Here is an 18,368-nt window from a genome sequence, read left to right as displayed (position 1 = left end):
GCAATTTCCTCATGCGGCGACGTGCAACGCTCACGGCCGGCGCGCTCGTCTTCGCCGCGCTTGGAGCCTCGGCGGCGACCGCCGGCAATTACGAGTTTCTTGCGGCGCCGCAGACCGACCTCAATCGCGTGTTTCGCCTGGACCGCTCCAACGGCGAGGTCGGCGCCTGCCAGTATGGCTTGAAGGAAGGCGCCGCGGTCGGCGTGACGTTGTGCTATCCGCCGGGGGACGGCGCGCGCGCCGGCGCCTTCAGCGAATATGCGCTGATCGCGTCGCGCCATACGGGCGAAGGCGGCGTGTTCCGGGTCGATTTGCGCTCGGGCATGATGTCGATCTGCTTCGTCCTGAACGAAACCGCGGTCGTCTGCACGCCGCCGGCCAAATAGACGAGCGACGGCGCAGAACGAATGTCCGCATGAGCGCATTTTCCGCCGAGGCAATGAAGCGCGCCGCAGCGCAGGCGGCGCTCGAGTCGGTGACGCATGGCATGCGGCTGGGGCTCGGCACCGGATCGACGGCGGCGCATTTCGTCGATCTTCTCGGCGCGCGCGTCAAGGACGGCCTGGAGGTCGTCTGCGTGCCGACCTCCGAGCGCACGCGGGCCCAGGCCGAAGGCCTCGGCATCACGCTCTCCACCCTGGATGAAACGCCGGAACTCGATCTCACCGTCGACGGCGCCGACGAATTCGACGCCGCGCTGCGTCTGATCAAGGGCGGCGGCGGCGCGCTGCTGCGGGAAAAGATCGTCGCCGCCGCATCGATGCGCATGTTCGTCATCGCCGACGCGACGAAGGAGGTGCGGACGCTCGGCGCCTTCCCCCTGCCCGTCGAGATCGATCGGTTCGGCGCGCGCTCGACGATCCTACAGATCGAACGGGTCGCGCGCGGGCTTGGATTGATCGGACCGCTGATGTTGCGCGAGACGGCGCCCGGCGAGCGCTTCATCACCGACGGCGGCCATTACATCGTCGATTGCGCGTTTGGCGCGATCCACGATCCCGACGCTCTCGCGACGCGGCTTTCGGCGATTCCCGGAGTCGTCGATCACGGATTGTTCATCGGCCTCGCGACCGCCATCTTCATCGCCGGCGGCGCGGGCGTGCGGATCCTGGGCAACATATCGGGCGACCCCTTATGAGTTTCGATTACGACCTGATCGTCGTCGGCGCGGGCTCCGGCGGCGTTCGCGCCGCCCGCGTCGCCGCCAGCCATGGCGCGAAAGTCGCGATCGCCGAGGAGTTTCGCGTCGGCGGCACATGCGTCATTCGCGGCTGCGTTCCCAAAAAGCTTTACGTGCTCGCGAGCCGCTTCCGCGATGAATTCCACGACGCCGCCGGCTTCGGCTGGCGGGTCGGCGACGTTTCTTTCGACTGGCCGACGCTCGTCGCCGCCAAGGAAAAGGAAATCACGCGGCTTTCAAACCTCTATGCTGAAACGCTGGCGAGTTCGGGCGTCGAGCTGATCCGGGCGCGCGCAACGCTCGCCGACCCTCATGGCGTGCGTTTCGATAATGCGCGCACCGCCCGCGCCCGCTACATTCTGCTCGCGACCGGCGGCGCGCCGATGCTCGCGCCGCATATTCCCGGCATAGAATTCGGCGTCTCCTCGAACGAGATTTTCGATCTGCCGCAATTTCCGCAACGGCTGCTGATCGTCGGCGCCGGCTATATCGCCGTCGAATTCGCGAGCGTCTTCGCGCGGCTCGGCGCGAATGTGCATCTCGCCTATCGCGCGGATCTGCCGCTGCGCGGCTTCGACGACGATCTGCGCTCGCGCCTCTGCGAAGCGCTCAGGACGGCCGGCGTCCAGCATCGCGCCGGCGTTCTGCCGACGCGGGTTGCAAAATGCGCCGGCGGTTTTGAAGTGGAGATGAGCGACGGCGCGCCGCTTGAAGTGGACTGCCTGCTTGTGGCGACCGGGCGCAGGCCGATGACGCAGAACCTCGGACTGGAGGCGGCGGGCGTGAAACTGCGCGAGAACGGCGCCGTCGCCGTCGACGAATATTCGCGCACCAATGTCGACTCCATCTACGCGGTCGGCGACGTCACCGATCGCATCAATCTGACGCCGGTCGCCATCCGCGAAGGCCAGTCGTTCGCCGACAGCGTTTTCGGCGCGACGCCGACGACGGTCGATTACGCATGCACGCCGAGCGCCGTCTTCACGACGCCGGAAATCGGCACGGTCGGACTGACCGAATGCGAAGCGCTCGCCCAGCATGGCGCGATCGACATCTATGAAACGCAGTTCCGCCCCATGCGGGCGACGCTCTCCGGACGCTCCGAGCGCGTCTACATGAAGCTGATCGTCGCCAATTCGAATGGACGCGTGCTGGGCGCGCATATTTTCGGCCCAGAGGCGGGCGAGATGGCGCAGCTCATCGCGATCGCGCTGCGCATGGGCGCGACGAAGAGCGATTTCGACGCGACCATGGCCGTGCATCCGACGATGGCGGAAGAGCTGGTGACGATGCGCGCGCCGGCGCGGCGGCTCCGACCGCAGACCTAGACTTCGATCCGCTGGCGCGGCGGCTGCGCCGGAACCGCCTGCTGCGCCGGAACAGGCTGCTGCGACGGCGCCGCGCGCACGGGGGCCCATTTGTCGAGCAGCGCGCGCAGTCTGCGCCGCGCGGCGCCCGTCTTCGCCTCGGTGACGCGGGAGAAGAAATAGCTGGAGACGATGGCGATCCCCATGACCGAGAAGGCGACCGCGAAATTCTGCGGCGTGGCGAGCTGAGTCGCCCAGTCGTTCCCCAATGTGCCGCCCACCGCCGCGCGCGCGAAGATCAGGATCGGCATGTGGATGCTGTAGAGCGAGAAGGAAAAATCGGCGAGCGTCTTGTGGAATTTGGGGCGGAGCAGCGCAAAGCCTTCGGACGGCCCATAGCGGAAGGCGATCAGGACGATGATGAATAAGCCCGACGCGAGAAGGTCGGCGACGTCGCCCAGCCAGGGATGCGCCTCCAGGAGATGGCCGCGCACCACCAGCCGGATGATCGCGACGACGACGGCGTAAAGGAGAAGCGCCAGCCAGCGCGACCGGATGATCGGCCGTGTAATCAGCGTGGCGAAGGCGCCGCCCGCCCAGAGAATATAGCCGAATTTGAACCAGCTCGGCGGCGTGGAAAGCGCCAGAAGCAGCGCCGCGCCGAGCGCGAAGCCGAAGAACCGCAGCGCCAGCGGATAATTCCGCGCGAACGGCAGTAGCAGAAGGGGGAAAGTGACGTAATACCAGAACTCGCAGGCGAGCGACCACAAGGGGCCATTGGTGCCGAAATAGTCGAACGCGATGCCCTGCAGATTGATAAAGCTCGCAAAAAACAACAGCGGAGAAAAATGACCCTTGAACAGCGGCCATTGGTACACGCCGCTGCTCGCGAAGAGCCACCCGCCGAGCGAATCGAGGACAAGCGTGAGCGCGACCGCAGGCCCGACCACCAGATAGATCCGCGAAACGCGATGAATGAAATATTCGCGCAGGAAGTTCTGGTTCTTGCGCATCTGCGCCAGCACGGCGCCGCCGACGAGATAGCCGGACATCACGAAGAAGGCGAGCACTGCCTGATGCCCGAGCTCGAAGGCCGAGTAGAACCACCACGCATAAACGAGCGGCGCGTGCGGCGCGTTCATGATGTCGGACAGGTTGACAAACAGGTTGTTGGTATGGACCGCCAGAACGACCAGCGCGCCGAGCCAGCGGCACGCCTCGATGAATTGCGATAGAATGAACGGCATCGCCCCGGTTCGTCCTCGCTCGCGCCCCGCCAGCGTTATAGCGGGTCGCCCGGCGCTTCGCCAAATCGCGCCGGCGCGCCGGAGGGTCGCATTGGCCGCGGTAATCCTCTATAAGCGCCGCTGGCGTCGCTGCGAGAACGACCCCTGCGCCCATCGGGCCTGATTTTGCGGAGTTTTACGAAGTGGAACGTTGGTCGCCGGGCAGTTGGAGGAATTTGCCGATCGAGCAGACGCCAGTCTATCAGGACCAGGCGGCGCTCGCCAAGGTCGAGGAACAGCTCGCTGGCTTCCCGCCGCTCGTTTTCGCCGGAGAAGCGCGCAATCTGAAGCGCCACCTGGCGGAGGTCTCCGCCGGCAAGGCTTTCCTGCTCCAGGGCGGGGATTGCGCGGAGAGCTTCTCGGAACATTCGGCCGACAATATCCGCGACTTCTTCCGGGTTTTCCTGCAGATGGCGGTCGTGCTGACCTACGCCGCCGCATCGCCGGTGGTGAAGGTCGGGCGCATCGCCGGCCAATTCGCCAAGCCGCGCTCTTCGCCGGTCGAAAAACAGGGCGACGCGGAGCTGCCGAGCTATCGCGGCGACATCATCAACGATCTCGCCTTCACGCCCAAGGGGCGGGAGCCGGACCCGCAACGTCAGCTGCTCGCCTATCGCCAATCGGCGGCGACACTGAACCTCATCCGCGCCTTCGCGGCGGGCGGCTTCGCCAATCTCGAGAACGTCCATCGCTGGATGCTGGGCTTCGTCAAGAGCAGCCCGCAGTCCGAGCGCTACCAGAAGCTCGCCGACCAGATCACCGAGACCTTGAGCTTCATGCGCGCGATCGGTCTCGATCCGGAGCATCATCCGGAGCTGCGCGGCACCGACTTCTACACGTCGCATGAGGCGCTGCTGCTCTGCTACGAACAGGCGCTGACCCGCATCGATTCCACGACGGGCGACTATTACGCGACCTCGGGCCATATGCTGTGGGTCGGCGACCGCACCCGCCAGGAGGACGGCGCCCATATCGAATTCGTGCGCGGCGTCAAAAATCCGCTTGGGCTGAAATGCGGTCCGAGCCTGAAGCCCGACGCGCTTCTGCGCCTCATCGACGCGCTCGATCCCGAGAACGAGCCGGGCCGGCTTACGCTGATCTGCCGTTTCGGCGCGGACAAGATCGAGGATTCGCTGCCGGCGTTGGTGCGGGCGGTGACGCGGGAAGGACGCAACGTCGTCTGGTCCTGCGATCCGATGCACGGCAACACGGTGAGCGCCGGCGGCTACAAGACGCGGCCGTTCGACCGAATCATGTCGGAGATCCGCAGCTTCTTCGCCGCGCATCAGGCGGAAGGCTCCTACGCCGGCGGCATCCATCTCGAAATGACCGGCAAGGACGTCACCGAATGCATGGGCGGCGCGCGCGCCATTTCGGAGAGCGATCTGCGCGACCGCTATCACACCTATTGCGATCCGCGGCTCAACGCCGAGCAGGCGATCGAAGTGGCGTTCCTCGTGGCCGAACTCCTGAAGGCGGAACGCGTCGCCCGCGGCCTGCCGGAGCAGCACGCGGCGGAGTGAACGCGTGAGACGACGGCTAGCCCGTCGTCTCTTCCGCCTCGCGAACGGTCATCGCGGCGCCGTGCCAGACGAAGTCGTCGTAGATCAGCGCGTCGATGAACATCACCGGCAGCATCAGGTCGCGCACGATGAGCGCGAACGGCGTTCGCCAGTCGAGCGGGAAGCCGCAGACGCGCGCCAGCCAGATCTCGCCGCCGTGCAAGGTGAAGACGATGAGCGTCGTCACCAGCGCCACGGTCGAAATCGCGCCGTCGAGCTGAACCGCCGCGTAGGCCCCAAGCACGATCGCCGCGAAACTGCCGTTCATGAATTCCGGGATGTAATGCGCCGGAAAGGTCGCGCGCCGCAGCCGCGCCCAGCGCACATGCCGCGAATAGACTTCGCGGGCGGTGCGCTTTCCGAGCGGCTGCTCGAAGGGCATGTCGACGAGGCGCACGTCCATGCCTTGCGCGCGAACGACCTTGGTCGAGGCGGCGTCCTCGGCGATCTCGCTCGCGAGCGCGCGAATGCCGCCGGCCCTGTCGAGCACGTCGCGCCGCCACATCATGTTCTTGCCCTGCGCGAAGCCGGCCCCGATCGCCTCGGCGCCATATTGCCAGCGCGCCTGGAAAGTATTCAGAATCGCGCATTCGACCGCCGCCCAGAAGCCTTTCGGACGCGAACCGATCGGCATCGACACGCTCATCGCCGTATTGTCGCGGAACGCGGCGAGCATCGTCTGGATGTAATCGCGCGGCGGCAGCGCATTGGAGTCGGCGAGAATCACGTAGGGATGACGCGCAGCGTCCCATCCCTTGACGCAATTATTGAGCTTCGGATTGGCGCTGACGTAATCGTCGCCGACGAGCACGCGCGCTTCGCGTTCGGGATGCGCCGCGATCAACCGCTCGACCAAAGGGATGATGGGATCGTTCGGCGACTGAACGCAGAACACGATCTCATAGTCGGGATAGTCGAGATCGAAGGTGGCGCCGAGCGTCTCCTCGCTGAAAGGCTCCAGCCCGCGCACCGGCCGCACGATGCTCACCGGCGGCGCATCGTCGGGAGGCGGCAGATTGCGCGCCCGCGCCCGACATTTTCGGGACATCAACCCCATGCTTGTGAAATTCAGGACGAGAATGACGGCGCACCAGCCGGCGCAGATATAAGCCAGGATCATGAACGGCGCTTTTTCTTAAGAGTCGTAACGCAGAGAATCGCGACGCCGAACGACAGCGGAGTCCGACGCTTTCCGCCGCGCAACGCCGGGACGCGGCCACTTCGATATTCCGCCTGACAAAGAGGCCGCCTCTTGGCAAAAGGAGGGTGGCGCGAGAATCTTCTCCCGACGCGCGGCAGCTAATGATTGTTGCTGTTGCAAACCCTGCTGCCGAACCCCTTCCCGAAACTCCTGCCGAAGCTTCCTCATGACCTCTCCGATCGTTCGTTTCGCGCCCTCGCCGACCGGCCGCATACACATCGGCAACGCGCGCGTCGCGCTGTTCAATTTCCTGTTCGCCGTCGCCCAACATGGACGATTCGCGCTACGGTTCGATGACACTGATTTTGCTAGGTCCAGCGAGGAATTCGCGCGCGGAATCGAAATCGATCTCGCCTGGCTCGGCATCGTTCCCTACGCGACGTTCCGGCAGTCGGAGCGCGTGGCGCTTTATGAGGACGCCGCCGATCGCCTGCGGCGATCCGGCCGCCTCTACCCTTGCTATGAAACCCCGGACGAGCTGGAGAAGCGCCGCAAGATGCAGCAGGCGCGCGGTCTGCCGCCGGTCTATGATCGCGCCGCGCTGCGCCTCGGCGCGCCCGATCGCGCCGCCCTCGAAGCTGAAGGCCGGCGGCCGCATTGGCGCTTCATGCTCGAACCGGGCGTTGTGGAATGGAGCGATCTCATCCGCGGTCCGGCGCATATCGACTGCGCCGCGCTCTCAGACCCGGTGCTGATCCGAGAAGACGGCAGTTTTCTCTACACGTTGCCGTCGGTCGTCGACGACATCGATATGGGGATCACCCATATCATCCGCGGCGAAGACCATGTCACCAATACGGCCGTGCAGCTGCAGCTCATCAAAGCACTCGCGCCGCACGCGCCGACGCCGATCTTCGCGCATCACAATCTTCTGATCGGCGCCGGCGGCGAAGCCCTGTCGAAACGGACTGGTTCGCTCTCGATCGCCTCGCTGCGCGAAGAAGGCTACGAGCCTCTCGCCGTCGCCGCGCTCGCGACGCTGACGGGATCCTCCGACAATATCCACGCCGTGCGCTCGCTCGAAGAGCTCGCGAAGCGCTTCACCCTCTCGCATGTCTCGCGCAATCCGGCGCGGTTCGACCCCGCCGACCTCGAAACGTTGACGCATCGGACTCTCGCGCTCTACGAATTCGAGGACGTGCGCGAACGCCTCGAAGCTTTGACGATCGTCGGCCATAAGGCGGAGCCATTGTGGCGCGCGGCGCGCGGCAATCTTGCGCGCTTCGATGATATTCTGACATGGTGGCGCGTCGTCGACGGCGAGATCGAATCGATCCGCGAAGACCCGTCATTCTTGAAAGACGCGGCGCAGCTTTTGCCGTCGGAGCCTTGGGACGAGACCACATGGGCGGCCTGGACGAGCGACATCAAGGCGGCGACGGGCAGGAAGAGCAAGGCGCTGTTCCATCCGCTGCGGCTGGCGCTCACCGGCGCCGAGAGCGGGCCCGAGCTGGCGATGCTGCTGCCGCTCATCGGCCACGCCAAGGCCCTGTCGCGGCTCATCGGCGACAACGACTGAGCGCGACATGCTGACGCCCTATCTCGCGGACATTCACCAGATCATCAATTTCGCGGGCCTCGCCCTCGACGTCACGGGCGTGCTGATCATCGTCACTGGCGCGACGTTCTCAACTCTGGCGTATCTCGCGCGGTGGAGAAGAGACGCGCTGACCTACCGAGGCTACCGGAGAGACGTCGGCCGATCGATTTTGCTCGGATTGGAGTTTCTCGTCGGCGGCGACATCATCCGAACCGTGTCGGTCGAACATCCAAGCCTCGAAAACGTCTTCGTGCTCGGCCTGATCGTGATGATCCGGACGGCGATGAGCTTCACCATGGAGGTGGAGCTCGAAGGCCGCTGGCCCTGGCAGGGCCGCAGCCTGGAGACGCCTGCGGCCGGCGAGGACGAATCGGCGCAGTCATAGGGAGGAGCGGTTGAGCTCCATCCCCGGTCTCAATCGCGCGCAACGAGAGCGATGCGCTCACGCCGGCATGGCCGGCACGCCGAACAGCCACGGGTGCAGATAGAGCACGAGCGCGAAGAGCGCCGTTCCGACCCCGACCGCGATCGCGTCGCCGCGGGTAAATTCAGAGATCCGCGGCGCGCCGCCGTCGCCGCGCTTCTTCACGGCGATGCGGTCGAAGACCGCCCAGGCGAGAAAAGAGCCGAACAGGATCATGCCGCCGAGATCGCCATTGACGAGAAAATGGGCGAGCGCCCAGCTCTTGATCGCGACGAGCATCGGGTGGCGCAGCCAGCCGCGAATGCGGCCCGGCGGGGCGCGGCGGGCCGCGAACGCGACAAAGGCGAACCAGACGAGTGGCGGCGCGAGATAATGCATCCACAGGGGCGGGGTCCAGATCTGGATCATGCCCTCCGCGCGGTAGCGCATGAAGCCATAGACGATCAGCGCCAACCCGATGGCGGCGACGACCCCATAGACGCCCTTGTAGACCTGAAGGCCGTAGCGCTCGATCAGCCGCGCGCGGGTTTCACGAAACGCCGTGAGCGTGTGGATCCCAAGAAAAATGACGATTCCGAGAATGAGAATAAGCATTGCCGCTCCAGCTCTTGCATCGTTCGATTCTAGAAACACCGCACCTGCGCCTCGGCCTGCGCGCGCCTTAGCTCCTGGAGCGCGTCGCGCGCCGCATCCGTATTGCGCATCAGCGCGCCGACCTGCCCCGCCTGTTGATTGACGCTCGCCACGGTCTCGGCGGTGACGTAGCGCTCATATGGCAGAATGGTTGCGATGACGTCTATGGAGCAGGCGCACCGCTCCAGCGAGAGACGCGTGTCGCCATTGGCTTTCATGCACCCGAAGACGTAATCGGCGCGCGCGGAGGTCGGATAATCGTTGAGATCCGTCGCCCTGGCCGACGCGGTCGAAAGCGCAAGCAGCCAGAGGATGAGGAATTTCGCCATGGGGCGCATCTTTTTCTGTCCTGACGCGTTCTTACCCAGCGCAACCTAGCGCACGCGCCTGCGCGACGCCACGAACGTCTTGATTGCGAAAGGGAAGACGCGCAAGCTTAGTATGAGATCGGCGCTGCGCCGAAAGCTCTGTTGCGCAGCGCCCGAGGATGCGGCTGGATGTTGCGGAGGACCGTGGTTCGCCCCGCCGGGCTTGCGCCTGCGGGCGCGCTTATGCTCCGCGCAGCAGCGCCCGTCTGGTCGCGTCGCTCCAGCCGCTCAAAGGAGGACCGCATGTCGAAACCTCTTACGGCGCTTCATACGCTGGCGCTCGCGCTGCTGGTCGGCGCCTTTTCGTCGAGCGCTCTCGCCCATGGCGCCATGCAACGCCAGCCAAGCGCCTGTCTCCTGAAAATCGGACCGGATTTCATGTATCTCTCCGGCTATCAGCCCGCGGCGTCGCATAACAGATTCTGCGAAGACGTCCCCGCGACCGGAGACACGATTTTCGTTCTCGACTACGCGCAGGACGAGATGCGCGGAATGTCGACGGATTTCCGGATCGTCCGCGACGTCGGCGAGAACGAAGAACGGCAGCGGCTCGACGCCATTACGGTCGCCTATCTGCCGCCGAAGGTCTATCCGGCGGGGACTCTCAGCTTCGAACATGTCTTCAACGAGACGGGCCAGTTCGTCGGGATCGTCACCGCCGACGGGCCCAACGGAGAGCATTGGGTGTCGCGGTTCCCCTTCAGCGTCGGCGGCCGGCCGCTGTCCGCCCGGATGCCTTATTTTCTCCTGTCCGCGGCGAGCGTGCTCGCCCTGACGCTTTTCGTCTGGGGCAAGGAGGAGCAGAAGGCGCGCCGCGCCTGACAGCGCCGCCTCTGTCACGCGACCGTCAATTTCGTCGCGCATAGACTGCGCGAGCCTTCCGACGTTCTGCGTATCCGGAAAGCTCAAACGCCGGGCCGGAGGTACGTCCGGCGTTTTTTATTTTCCGGCCGTGTTCATTTTCCTCCCCGAAGCGCCGCGCAACGCGGCTGATTTCAAAAAACAATGCAATTTTGAAGACTTAACCCTGTATCGCCTCTTGCCCAACCCGCGCCGTCTTGCCATCATGGCCGCCGGCCGAGGGGGCTGCCATGGGCGCATTAATAAAGCGATTTTCAGGTTTTACTTATAGCGAGCAGGGAGGGTTGCAGCGCGACGGCAAGCGCGTCCACCTTGGTCCGCAGGCGCGCCAACTCCTTGAGTTGCTGCTCGAGTCTCCCGGAGTCCTGGTGACGAAGCACGAGGTCGCGGCGCGCCTCTGGCCCGATCGCGCCGCATCCGACGATTCCATCGACCGCTGCGCCTATCTTTTGCGCAAGCCGCTGCGCGACGCCGGCGGCCTCGATGTGATCGCTACCGCCTACGGCCGCGGTCTGACGCTCCGCGCGACCGTTGAAACCGTCGACGAGGACTCGACCGAACCGGGGCGGCTCCCTCCGTCGACCGAACCGCATATCTTCGATCTCTGGCAGACCGCCTATGAGCTGGCCGGCGACCGGACCCTGGACGGCTTCGCCCGCGCGCAGGAAGCGATCGCTTCGGCCGCTGAGCTGGACCCCGGCAACCCGGCTGTATGGTCGCTCGCCGCCGATATCGCCGCTGGCCGCGTGGTGCGCGGATTTCTGCATCCCGCCGAAGCCGCGACGATGATCGAGGACTTCGCCGGCCGGGCGCTCGATCTCGCGTCCGGCTATACGCCGGCGCAGGCCGTCCTCGGCTGGGCGCGCGGCGCAATGAGGGGAAGGATTTCCGAAGGGCTTGCGCTTCTCGATCGGTCCGTCGCCGATGATCCGCTCTACGGCAAGGCGCGCGTCTATCGCAGCTGGCTGCTCGCCGCCGAGGATCGTCTCGACGACGCCCTCGCCGACTGCGAAGAGGGCCTGGTCAACTCGCCGCATGATCAGGCGTTGCTCTCCCTGCGCGGCTGGCTCATCCTCTGCGCCGGCGATCTCGAACGCGCGCGACGCTACGCCCGCGACGGACTCGATTTGAGGCCTGACGCCGCAACCCTGCGTCTCGTCATGTCCATCGCCTATAGCCTGCAGGGCCTTCATGAGCAGGCGATGAGCGCGACGCGGCGCGCCGTCGCCTCGAGCCCCGACGATCCCTTTCAATTGACCGTGCTCGCCTATGCGCTCGCGCGCGGCGATCGGGTCGCGGAAGCCGAAGCGCTGATCCGAAAGCTCCTTGACGACGTCGAACTCTATGCGTCGCCTTGCTTCCTGGCGGCGGCGCATTTCGCGCTCGGCAAGCGCGCGGAGGCGCTCGAAGCCATACGCCGCGGCATTGCCGAAGGCTGCCCCTGGAGCGCCTTCTCCCGCGTCGATCCGCGCTTCGTCGCTTTGCGCGGCGCGATCGGGGGATTTGGCCGCTCGCAAAAGGCTGAAGCGCGGCCGGCCGGTTGAAATTGCGCGTCTCAGTGCTTATTGGCGCTGGACAGCATTCTTCCGGAAGGTGAACATGATCGGCCGTTTGAACCATGTCGCTATCGCGGTCGATAGCGTCGAAAAGGCTTCCGCCATCTATCGCGACGCTCTCGGGGCGAAGGTTTCGGCGCCGGAACGCGTGGCGGAGCACGGGGTTACGGTCGTTTTCGTCGAATTGCCGAACACCAAGATCGAACTTCTCGAGCCATACGGGGACAATTCGCCGATCGCAGGCTTCGTCGCGAAAAATCCGGCCGGCGGCATTCACCACATCTGTTACGAGGTCGAAGACATTCTCGAGGCGCGCGAACAGCTCAAGGCCTCTGGCGCGCGCGTGCTGGGCGACGGCGAGCCGCGAATCGGCGCGCATGGCAAGCCGGTGCTGTTCCTGCACCCGAAGGACTTCTGCGGCGCCCTGATCGAGCTCGAGCAGGCCTGATGCCCTTTTCCCTGCCGCTGGCGGCGGCGATCTACTTGACGATCTGGTGGATTGTGCTGTTCGCCGTGCTGCCGCTCGGCGTCCGTTCCGCCGAAGAGGCCGAAGAAGACCTTCCCGAGGGCGCCGACCCGGGCGCCCCCGCCTCGCCCGATCTCCTGAAAAAGGCGGGCATCACGACGGTGGTCTCCGCCGTCGTTTTCGGCCTCGTGGTTCTTTTCGCCAAAGTGACGGGGTGAGGTCGGCGCGGCCGCGCCGCCCGGGGGTTGACCGGCCCGCCGCCCGCCGGTAGTTGATCGCAAAACGCGGGACAAACGACCCGCGCGGCCGAACGGACCGACCCGCTCAGTCGACTTCGGCGGCGCCGCCGCCGTCCCTGGAGCGAGCGCGTAGCTCAGTCGGTAGAGCACCTGACTTTTAATCAGGGGGTCCTGGGTTCGAGCCCCAGCGCGCTCACCAAGGGAATCAGATAGTTAGGAACAAATTCGCCGCCGAGCGCGCAAGCGCGCTTTTAAGAAGGTGGGCGTTGAGGTGGGCGGGCGCACGTTATTTTTCCGAAAACGGATTGATACGTCCTTAATTCGAAGTTGAACTTCTGAGCGACGGCGAAGATGACCAAATTCAGACGCGCGCACGGACGTGAGCGGACAGACTTAGAGCGGCTCTCGTGGGCGGAAAAAAAGCTGATTGCTTGCGCCGCGCGTGGTCGGGAATGCGTGCTCGGCACAACCCCTCCCGCGAGGCCAACACGGCGAAATACGATTCGTCCAGCCCTAATTCGTTTCCTAGCACTTGGTGGTGATAGCGGCACACCAGTGCATGAAAAGGGCATTCATCTTAAGGGTGCTTTTGTAGGAGCTATACACGACGAAGGGACTTCTCCGACGCTCGATTTCCAAGCGTGTAGCCTGCCAAGCTGTCTCTGGTTGACGAATTGCCGATTTGATGCAGCGATAAATTTGGTCGACACAAGAGGTCCGTCCATAGGCTTCAATGGCTCTGCTATTTCACGCATCGTTGGCGATAGACTTACGCTCGAAGGAAATCTGCATCTGCGCCAAGTGCATGTTACTGGGGAGGCTCGCTTTCTAGGCGCAAAAATCAATGGTGATCTCGACTGCGACGGAGGCCAGTTCGAGAATCCTCTTGAAACGGCTCTTAACTGCGACGCGGCGGATATCGGCGGATATGTTCTGCTTCGACGCGCAATCGTGATTGATTCAGCGCATGGGCTTATTCGCTCGACCTCATATTGCCCGTGGTACATATCGGACAAGCAACGAACTGGACACCAATCACGGCTGGCGATTTCTTCTCATTTAGCCACTGGGTTCGACGAGCTGTATGGTTTGAAGAAATCTTCGGCTGGGTTGCGGCACTCACGCTTGGCGCAATTGCGTCGGGTCTTGTAAAACGTAGAGACGCTTAAATTAGATTGGCTCATCGCGCTCGTCGCTCCCACTAGATTATTAGCTCATGTGCGGACGCTTCACGCAGCATCTGTCCTGGGAAGAGCTCCAGCGCCTCGCCGATCTGATCGGCCAGCCGCGCAACCTGGCGCCTCGCTACAAAACATCGCGCCGACGACCAGGATAGAGGTCAGTTAACCTATGGCGCGCAGCACTCACGGCAACAGCGGCTTCTGTTCTGATTGACGGATCGTCGGGCCGACGCAAACCTCCACCGACATCCCCTCGAAGGCGTCGCTCATCCCAACGAAACTCCCCGCTATGGGCATAACCTGCCGGATGTCCCTTCCGACCGCGACAGGGATCAGATTGGCGCCACCCATGCTACGGTTCGTTGGATCAAAGGTTATCCAGCCCGCGCCCGAAACATAGACTTCCGCCCAGGCATGGGTTGTTCCTGCGCCCTCAGACCCCGCTATGTCTCCGGCTGGATTGTGAAGATAGCCCGACACAATCCTCGCCCCGAATCCAAGGGTCCGGACCGCTTCGACGAATAGGACTGCCATGTCGCGGCAGGAACCCCATCCGCGTTCCAATGTGTGTGCGGGCGATTGCGTTCCCTCCTCATCGCGACCTTGATAGGAGACCCATGCTAGGACTCCGGCATTGACGTCCTTCAGAAGCGAAAGTGTGTCGGTCGGCTCGCTGCGGACGAAGGCTTGGGCCCATTCCCGCAATCGTCCCGTCGGATCGGGATGTTGCGGAGCGGTCAGAGCTCCGAGGTCTGTCCCCTCATCCTCGCTGTATCGAAAGGGATAGAAGATCGCAGACGCGGCGATATCGAAGACTGGCCATTCGACGGCATCTAGCTCGAGTTCGGCGACGCTATAGATGATTAGGCTGTTGGCCATTGTCTGGAAAGTGGCGGTCGCCACCATGTTGCCTGCAACATCCTGCGCCCAGGTCACGACCGCACGCGGCTCGATGGTCAGCTCCATTGACAGCAGACGGAGTTCATGGCTCTCCCGCGGCCGAAGCATAAGGCGATGCGGACGCGGCGCGACGGATTTGCCGTAGCGATAAGTCGTCCTGTGGCGGATTCTTAACGTCACCATGGCTCTCTCCGGTGCGGCACAGCGATCGTGCTGATGTGCCTCAGTTTAAATCTTTTTGAAATTTGTTCCGCCTCCATCTGCACGACGGCGATGGAGATTGATCCAGCGCCGACCCCAAGACGGTCGGCTCCCGGCCCCCGATCTAATACGGTCGCGGTGAAGCGGAGCTGATCTTAGGCAGGTCTATTTTTTCGGTTTTGGCCGCAAGCTTATGTTTGATAGCTTTTGGAGGTCTTTTGCCGTCAACCTCCAATTTTCTGTTTGGTCTGTGAGTTCGGCGAATATGCTGTGCAGTGCATCCCGTGCGGCTTCAACCATCTCGGTGTCGTCGAAGTCCCTCATGTATAGTAGGACCGGGACTCGAAAACTTAGCGGCGATCGATCGATCTGAAAGGTTAATCGAACTTCGCCGTCCGCTGAATTTGGATCGGCTGTCTCGATGCGCGCCAACGTGATATTGTATTTTCTCATGAGTCATTTCTGCCGATTTCAATGCCGCGAAGGGTTGCCAACAAAGAAGACCTCTCGGGCGTTCACAATTAGGGCGCGCCGCCCGACGTGAGCAAAGACAGGATCGATTTCGAAGTCTTCGGCGACACAGTGCTCAGGCATGCCCCGAAATATGGCCTTGTTGACTGGCTGTTGCCATGACCAAGCGCAAAAAAATACGCCCCGACCGTGGAAGCAATGGCGGGGCGCTTTTGTAAGTCGGGCGGCTGTTTGACGGCGCGGGGCGTAGCTGCGCATTTCGCGGTTCTTAGACGCTGTCAGCGAAGCACTTGATCGTCAGGGCGTGGAGCTTCGGAATTGCGCAAAACAGGAATTCGCCCCCGAATTATTGCGCATGGCCGCCTGCCGGCGCTCCGCCAGGGCGAGCGCCTTCCTCGCCGCCTGCTCCTCGCGGGGGCGCTTCGCCATCCTGGCAGCTATGGCGAAGGCTCAGGAGCCGTTCCGTGATTGCCTCAAGCTGTTCTGACGTCGCCGCAGCGATAACGCGCTCAGTGGTCGCCTGAGCGGCAGAACGGCGGCCTTCCCTCGCCGATATGGCCGATGGCTGTGCTTTGGCCGTGATCACTTCGGCGCGCCGCTCCTTTGGGTTGCTTGGACTCGATCGCCTTGACGCCGAACCTTACGGAACCGGCATGGTGAAGCGCAATCTTGTCATGCGCGCTTTGCAGCGGCTCGCTTCTGGCGCGCACGTCGTTTGGTTGGATCAAGTCCTCCCGATGTACAGAAAGGACTCTTTCGCACTTGAAGCCTGCATCGGCATGCAAAAGTCGACAAACCACCGCTTTCGGATGGTCAATGTCTGGCGCCGGCGCTAGAGTCGCGCAGTTCGGGCATGGCGTCCACTTCGACATGATATGTTCCGAACTCCGTTACGCGCTCAATAAAGCGCCCAGATGTCGGATGCCGTGCCGCCGAGCCTCACGCCGCGCGTGACGAGTTGCACAACGCCTGCGGGCAACGGCACGTTCTCTCGCAGCGTTCCGTCCGTCTGAACTAGATTCGCCGTTCCGGCTTGGCCGACAAGCAGCGACTTGCACGGTCCGTCTGGCAGGCCTGCGACGTCGCTCTTCGTGACAGGAACATATCGCTGCGCCGGCGCAATCAGGCGAAAGTCGTCGGGCAACATCAGACCAGCGCCTCGCATCTGCCGCGCACGCTTTCGATAATGTCCCGACAGATTCTGGCGCTGAACAGTTCGGCGCTTTCTAGCGGTTCTCTGTGCCATACGCGCGCCTGACCAGATGGCAGCACGCAGAGCGCATAGATCAGTTCCGCGCCATTGAAGCGGCCCCACGTCGGCAAGTGCAGCCCTTCGTCGACAAGCTCGCGAATGCGAATCGGCGCTTCATACGATGCGCTCATTCCATGTTTCCTCATTGGTCGGGGCCGGCGCGCGAGTGGACAAAAGGACGAAAGCACACTCCGCAACCGGTCCCGACCTATTGCTCGAAACGCCAACCAAAAACGTTTCGCGCGTTGTGTCCGACCTTCCTCCCAAGACCCAAAAGGACGGTCGGACGATTCGCGCGGTCGGATGGAGAAGCCACAACCACGCGAAGCTCATCAAATCTGTCGCCCGCCCCGAGTTGTGCCTAGCGTTCACAACCCGGAGCGGGCTTCGTGGGCGTCGCCGCCGACAGTCCTCAAGCGACGACGCGTCTCTCGGCCATGCGCCTGTTCCCGAGAGAAGCCTTTCAAATCTTCAACGACGCATCGGCGTCGCTCTTGAGCCGAGTGAATGCGTCTCGGATCGGCTGACCCGCTGGACGATCGCGCCATGGACTGTCGCGCAGCCATGAATCGACCAAATAGTTGTCGATCGTCCGACGCTTCTCGGCTGAGTGATCCATTGAACTGGCGAGCGCCGCCAATTTCGCCTGAACGTCGAGGATGTTCGCGCGCGCCGCTTCCGCCTCTCGCATCAGCCCGTCGATATCGGCTTCAACGGCGACGACGCCACGCGCCGCGCCGTCGACATAGTGACCGGCAAGTTCGACCGCCTGTCTGCGATCGGCGATTGTCGTCTCGGCGAGCTTGATGGTCTGACGCCAACGTGCGCTTTGTTCCTCGGCTTCGTTGAGCTGTGCGCGCAGTTCGTCAATACGGGCCTTCGGCCTGTCGAGCGTGGCGAGATCAGCGCCATTCGCCAGCCCGGCGATTAACGCGTCTGCCGCAGTGTCCGGTTCGGCTTCAATCTCCTCGATTTCGCGTATGATCAATCCGGCGCGCTGATTTGAGGCCTGCCATTTGCTTTGCGCATTGGCGAGAGCGCGTGTCGCTTCGTCGAGAGACTGTCGCGCGTTTGCCTGCGCGGCGATGGCGTCACGCAGACGTTGGCGTTCGTTTGATGTAGTAGTCATTTGGGCGCTAGTCATTTTCTCGATCTTACGCCTGACCGATGCGCATCGCGTTCGGCCAACGCTTGGCGTAATCGCTTGGCGAGGATTGCGTTTCGCGCTGCGGCTCGGGCCGACATGTCGGCTCGATCTTGATACGTGCGGCAGATGGGAATCTCGCATCGTATGCGACTTGCGCTGCGTCTTCGCTCAATTGGTTTCCCGGATCGTAACTTTGACGCTTAGGTGGGCTCATCAAGATTCTCTTCACGGCAAGCAGCTCCTGCATCGTCAATCGCGCTTCAAGCAGTTTCAAAACGTGGGCGACGATGTTCTCGTCGACTTGCGGCTCTTCGCTCTTTGCTGTCCCGTCAGGTTCGTCGACGACTTTCTTCAACTTGTCGCGCAGTTCCGTCGGGGACGCATCGTAAGCAAGATTGCCGGCAGTTGTTCGAATGACGCCGCCAATGAGCTGTTCAATGTGATCGCCGATGTTTGTGTCATCGAGACCATGAAATAGCTTCGTAAAGTCGGCGCGTGCGTTGTCGATGAGTCGAGGGCGGATGTATTGAGACAACGCGCGATGAGCGTTTATGGTTTTTCGGTTTTGGACTTGCATGATCTTGTTCCCTTCT

Annotated in this window: 21 protein-coding genes and 1 tRNA gene; 12 read left to right on the top strand and 10 right to left on the bottom strand. The window is 63.2% G+C overall.

The genetic code is table 11. The features are described 5' to 3' along the window. Positions 1-11: 11 nt before the first annotated feature. The 3 genes from AB7F41_RS04995 to gor are packed head-to-tail and all read left to right on the top strand — an operon-like array spanning position 12 to position 2,508. Complete coding sequence (locus AB7F41_RS04995) at positions 12-386, top strand: hypothetical protein (RefSeq protein ID WP_428383278.1); 375 nt, start codon at positions 12-14, stop codon at positions 384-386. A gap of 29 nt (positions 387-415) precedes the next feature. After that, the gene (gene rpiA, locus AB7F41_RS04990; RefSeq protein ID WP_428383239.1) at positions 416-1,138 is read left to right on the top strand and encodes a ribose-5-phosphate isomerase RpiA; all 723 of its coding nucleotides are present in this window, start codon (positions 416-418) and stop codon (positions 1,136-1,138) included. Next, on the top strand, positions 1,135-2,508 hold the full coding sequence (gor, locus tag AB7F41_RS04985) for a glutathione-disulfide reductase (protein WP_428383238.1): 1,374 nt from the start codon (positions 1,135-1,137) through the stop codon (positions 2,506-2,508). Before rpiA ends, gor begins: the two co-directional genes overlap by 4 nt. Here gor and AB7F41_RS04980 read toward each other — a convergent pair. After that, positions 2,505-3,734: an acyltransferase family protein gene (locus AB7F41_RS04980; protein WP_428383237.1), complete on the bottom strand. Its 1,230-nt coding sequence runs from the start codon at positions 3,732-3,734 to the stop codon at positions 2,505-2,507. The genes gor and AB7F41_RS04980 overlap by 4 nt on opposite strands. A gap of 182 nt (positions 3,735-3,916) precedes the next feature. Here AB7F41_RS04980 and AB7F41_RS04975 point away from each other — a divergent pair, with 182 nt between their 5' ends. Continuing rightward, entirely contained in the window at positions 3,917-5,296 is a 1,380-nt protein-coding gene (locus AB7F41_RS04975) for a class II 3-deoxy-7-phosphoheptulonate synthase (RefSeq protein WP_428383235.1), read from the top strand. 16 nt (positions 5,297-5,312) lie between these two features. Here AB7F41_RS04975 and AB7F41_RS04970 read toward each other — a convergent pair whose 3' ends face one another. Further along, positions 5,313-6,455: a ceramide glucosyltransferase gene (locus AB7F41_RS04970; RefSeq protein ID WP_428383233.1), complete on the bottom strand. Its 1,143-nt coding sequence runs from the start codon at positions 6,453-6,455 to the stop codon at positions 5,313-5,315. Between the two features lie 247 nt (positions 6,456-6,702). Here AB7F41_RS04970 and gltX point away from each other — a divergent pair, with 247 nt between their 5' ends. Next, positions 6,703-8,055 carry a glutamate--tRNA ligase gene (gltX, locus tag AB7F41_RS04965; RefSeq protein WP_428383231.1) on the top strand — a complete coding sequence of 451 codons (1,353 nt, stop codon included), beginning with the start codon at positions 6,703-6,705 and terminating at the stop codon, positions 8,053-8,055. Positions 8,056-8,062: 7 nt separating this feature from the next. Next, the gene (locus tag AB7F41_RS04960) at positions 8,063-8,461 is read left to right on the top strand and encodes a DUF1622 domain-containing protein (RefSeq protein WP_428383229.1); all 399 of its coding nucleotides are present in this window, start codon (positions 8,063-8,065) and stop codon (positions 8,459-8,461) included. 57 nt (positions 8,462-8,518) lie between these two features. On the opposite strand, the gene AB7F41_RS04955 is transcribed toward AB7F41_RS04960, so the two are convergent. Continuing rightward, on the bottom strand, positions 8,519-9,094 hold the full coding sequence (locus AB7F41_RS04955; RefSeq protein ID WP_428383227.1) for an NnrU family protein: 576 nt from the start codon (positions 9,092-9,094) through the stop codon (positions 8,519-8,521). Between the two features lie 29 nt (positions 9,095-9,123). Then, positions 9,124-9,471, bottom strand: a complete 348-nt coding sequence (locus AB7F41_RS04950) for a hypothetical protein (protein ID WP_428383225.1) — start codon at positions 9,469-9,471, stop codon at positions 9,124-9,126. A 273-nt stretch (positions 9,472-9,744) separates the two neighbouring features. Between AB7F41_RS04950 and AB7F41_RS04945 the strand changes: the two genes are divergently transcribed. The 6 genes from AB7F41_RS04945 to AB7F41_RS04920 all read left to right on the top strand — a co-directional run bounded on the left by AB7F41_RS04945 (position 9,745) and on the right by AB7F41_RS04920 (position 13,775). Then, positions 9,745-10,323: a hypothetical protein gene (locus AB7F41_RS04945; RefSeq protein ID WP_428383224.1), complete on the top strand. Its 579-nt coding sequence runs from the start codon at positions 9,745-9,747 to the stop codon at positions 10,321-10,323. Between the two features lie 269 nt (positions 10,324-10,592). Then, entirely contained in the window at positions 10,593-11,906 is a 1,314-nt protein-coding gene (locus tag AB7F41_RS04940; RefSeq protein ID WP_428383222.1) for a tetratricopeptide repeat protein, read from the top strand. 55 nt (positions 11,907-11,961) lie between these two features. After that, a complete protein-coding gene (gene mce / locus AB7F41_RS04935) occupies positions 11,962-12,366 on the top strand; it encodes a methylmalonyl-CoA epimerase (RefSeq protein WP_428383221.1) in 405 nt (134 codons plus the stop codon). Beyond that, positions 12,366-12,602 carry a DUF1467 family protein gene (locus tag AB7F41_RS04930; protein WP_428383219.1) on the top strand — a complete coding sequence of 79 codons (237 nt, stop codon included), beginning with the start codon at positions 12,366-12,368 and terminating at the stop codon, positions 12,600-12,602. The genes mce and AB7F41_RS04930 overlap by 1 nt, the downstream gene beginning before the upstream one ends. Before the next feature lie 144 nt (positions 12,603-12,746). Beyond that, a tRNA-Lys gene (locus AB7F41_RS04925) sits at positions 12,747-12,822 on the top strand. Positions 12,823-12,974: 152 nt separating this feature from the next. Further along, positions 12,975-13,775 (top strand): hypothetical protein, encoded by an 801-nt coding sequence (locus tag AB7F41_RS04920; RefSeq protein WP_428383217.1) that lies wholly within the window; start codon positions 12,975-12,977, stop codon positions 13,773-13,775. Positions 13,776-13,987: 212 nt separating this feature from the next. On the opposite strand, the gene AB7F41_RS04915 is transcribed toward AB7F41_RS04920, so the two are convergent. From AB7F41_RS04915 to AB7F41_RS04890, 6 genes are all read right to left on the bottom strand, one after another. Continuing rightward, entirely contained in the window at positions 13,988-14,887 is a 900-nt protein-coding gene (locus tag AB7F41_RS04915; protein WP_428383216.1) for a transglutaminase family protein, read from the bottom strand. Positions 14,888-15,885: 998 nt separating this feature from the next. Beyond that, on the bottom strand, positions 15,886-16,248 hold the full coding sequence (locus AB7F41_RS04910; RefSeq protein WP_428383215.1) for a hypothetical protein: 363 nt from the start codon (positions 16,246-16,248) through the stop codon (positions 15,886-15,888). A gap of 26 nt (positions 16,249-16,274) precedes the next feature. Next, a complete protein-coding gene (locus AB7F41_RS04905) occupies positions 16,275-16,523 on the bottom strand; it encodes a spike base protein, RCAP_Rcc01079 family (protein ID WP_428383214.1) in 249 nt (82 codons plus the stop codon). Then, the gene (locus AB7F41_RS04900; RefSeq protein ID WP_428383213.1) at positions 16,523-16,759 is read right to left on the bottom strand and encodes a hypothetical protein; all 237 of its coding nucleotides are present in this window, start codon (positions 16,757-16,759) and stop codon (positions 16,523-16,525) included. Before AB7F41_RS04900 ends, AB7F41_RS04905 begins: the two co-directional genes overlap by 1 nt. A 332-nt stretch (positions 16,760-17,091) precedes the next feature. Further along, positions 17,092-17,757 carry a hypothetical protein gene (locus AB7F41_RS04895; RefSeq protein ID WP_428383212.1) on the bottom strand — a complete coding sequence of 222 codons (666 nt, stop codon included), beginning with the start codon at positions 17,755-17,757 and terminating at the stop codon, positions 17,092-17,094. Positions 17,758-17,782: 25 nt separating this feature from the next. Beyond that, positions 17,783-18,352 (bottom strand): hypothetical protein, encoded by a 570-nt coding sequence (locus AB7F41_RS04890; RefSeq protein ID WP_428383211.1) that lies wholly within the window; start codon positions 18,350-18,352, stop codon positions 17,783-17,785. Positions 18,353-18,368: the final 16 nt, after the last annotated feature.

The organism is Methylocystis sp. (genome assembly GCF_050251305.1).
Lineage (GTDB): Bacteria > Pseudomonadota > Alphaproteobacteria > Rhizobiales > Beijerinckiaceae > Methylocystis.
This window is presented reverse-complemented; position numbering and strand designations above follow the sequence as displayed.

What these genes read in the sequence shown, in the direction of transcription:
- AB7F41_RS04980 (WP_428383237.1), bottom strand. Translation starts at nt 3,734, where the DNA reads ATGCCGTTCATTCTATCGCAATTCATCGAGGCGTGCCGCTGGCTCGGC.
- AB7F41_RS04970 (WP_428383233.1), bottom strand. Translation starts at nt 6,455, where the DNA reads ATGATCCTGGCTTATATCTGCGCCGGCTGGTGCGCCGTCATTCTCGTC.
- gltX (WP_428383231.1), top strand. Translation starts at nt 6,703, where the DNA reads ATGACCTCTCCGATCGTTCGTTTCGCGCCCTCGCCGACCGGCCGCATA.
- rpiA (WP_428383239.1), top strand. Translation starts at nt 416, where the DNA reads ATGAGCGCATTTTCCGCCGAGGCAATGAAGCGCGCCGCAGCGCAGGCG.
- AB7F41_RS04900 (WP_428383213.1), bottom strand. Translation starts at nt 16,759, where the DNA reads ATGAGCGCATCGTATGAAGCGCCGATTCGCATTCGCGAGCTTGTCGAC.
- AB7F41_RS04950 (WP_428383225.1), bottom strand. Translation starts at nt 9,471, where the DNA reads ATGCGCCCCATGGCGAAATTCCTCATCCTCTGGCTGCTTGCGCTTTCG.
- AB7F41_RS04910 (WP_428383215.1), bottom strand. Translation starts at nt 16,248, where the DNA reads ATGTCGAAGTGGACGCCATGCCCGAACTGCGCGACTCTAGCGCCGGCG.
- AB7F41_RS04905 (WP_428383214.1), bottom strand. Translation starts at nt 16,523, where the DNA reads ATGTTGCCCGACGACTTTCGCCTGATTGCGCCGGCGCAGCGATATGTT.
- AB7F41_RS04960 (WP_428383229.1), top strand. Translation starts at nt 8,063, where the DNA reads ATGCTGACGCCCTATCTCGCGGACATTCACCAGATCATCAATTTCGCG.
- AB7F41_RS04915 (WP_428383216.1), bottom strand. Translation starts at nt 14,887, where the DNA reads ATGGTGACGTTAAGAATCCGCCACAGGACGACTTATCGCTACGGCAAA.
- AB7F41_RS04890 (WP_428383211.1), bottom strand. Translation starts at nt 18,352, where the DNA reads ATGCAAGTCCAAAACCGAAAAACCATAAACGCTCATCGCGCGTTGTCT.
- gor (WP_428383238.1), top strand. Translation starts at nt 1,135, where the DNA reads ATGAGTTTCGATTACGACCTGATCGTCGTCGGCGCGGGCTCCGGCGGC.
- mce (WP_428383221.1), top strand. Translation starts at nt 11,962, where the DNA reads ATGATCGGCCGTTTGAACCATGTCGCTATCGCGGTCGATAGCGTCGAA.
- AB7F41_RS04920 (WP_428383217.1), top strand. Translation starts at nt 12,975, where the DNA reads ATGACCAAATTCAGACGCGCGCACGGACGTGAGCGGACAGACTTAGAG.
- AB7F41_RS04955 (WP_428383227.1), bottom strand. Translation starts at nt 9,094, where the DNA reads ATGCTTATTCTCATTCTCGGAATCGTCATTTTTCTTGGGATCCACACG.
- AB7F41_RS04995 (WP_428383278.1), top strand. Translation starts at nt 12, where the DNA reads ATGCGGCGACGTGCAACGCTCACGGCCGGCGCGCTCGTCTTCGCCGCG.
- AB7F41_RS04945 (WP_428383224.1), top strand. Translation starts at nt 9,745, where the DNA reads ATGTCGAAACCTCTTACGGCGCTTCATACGCTGGCGCTCGCGCTGCTG.
- AB7F41_RS04940 (WP_428383222.1), top strand. Translation starts at nt 10,593, where the DNA reads ATGGGCGCATTAATAAAGCGATTTTCAGGTTTTACTTATAGCGAGCAG.
- AB7F41_RS04895 (WP_428383212.1), bottom strand. Translation starts at nt 17,757, where the DNA reads ATGACTACTACATCAAACGAACGCCAACGTCTGCGTGACGCCATCGCC.
- AB7F41_RS04930 (WP_428383219.1), top strand. Translation starts at nt 12,366, where the DNA reads ATGCCCTTTTCCCTGCCGCTGGCGGCGGCGATCTACTTGACGATCTGG.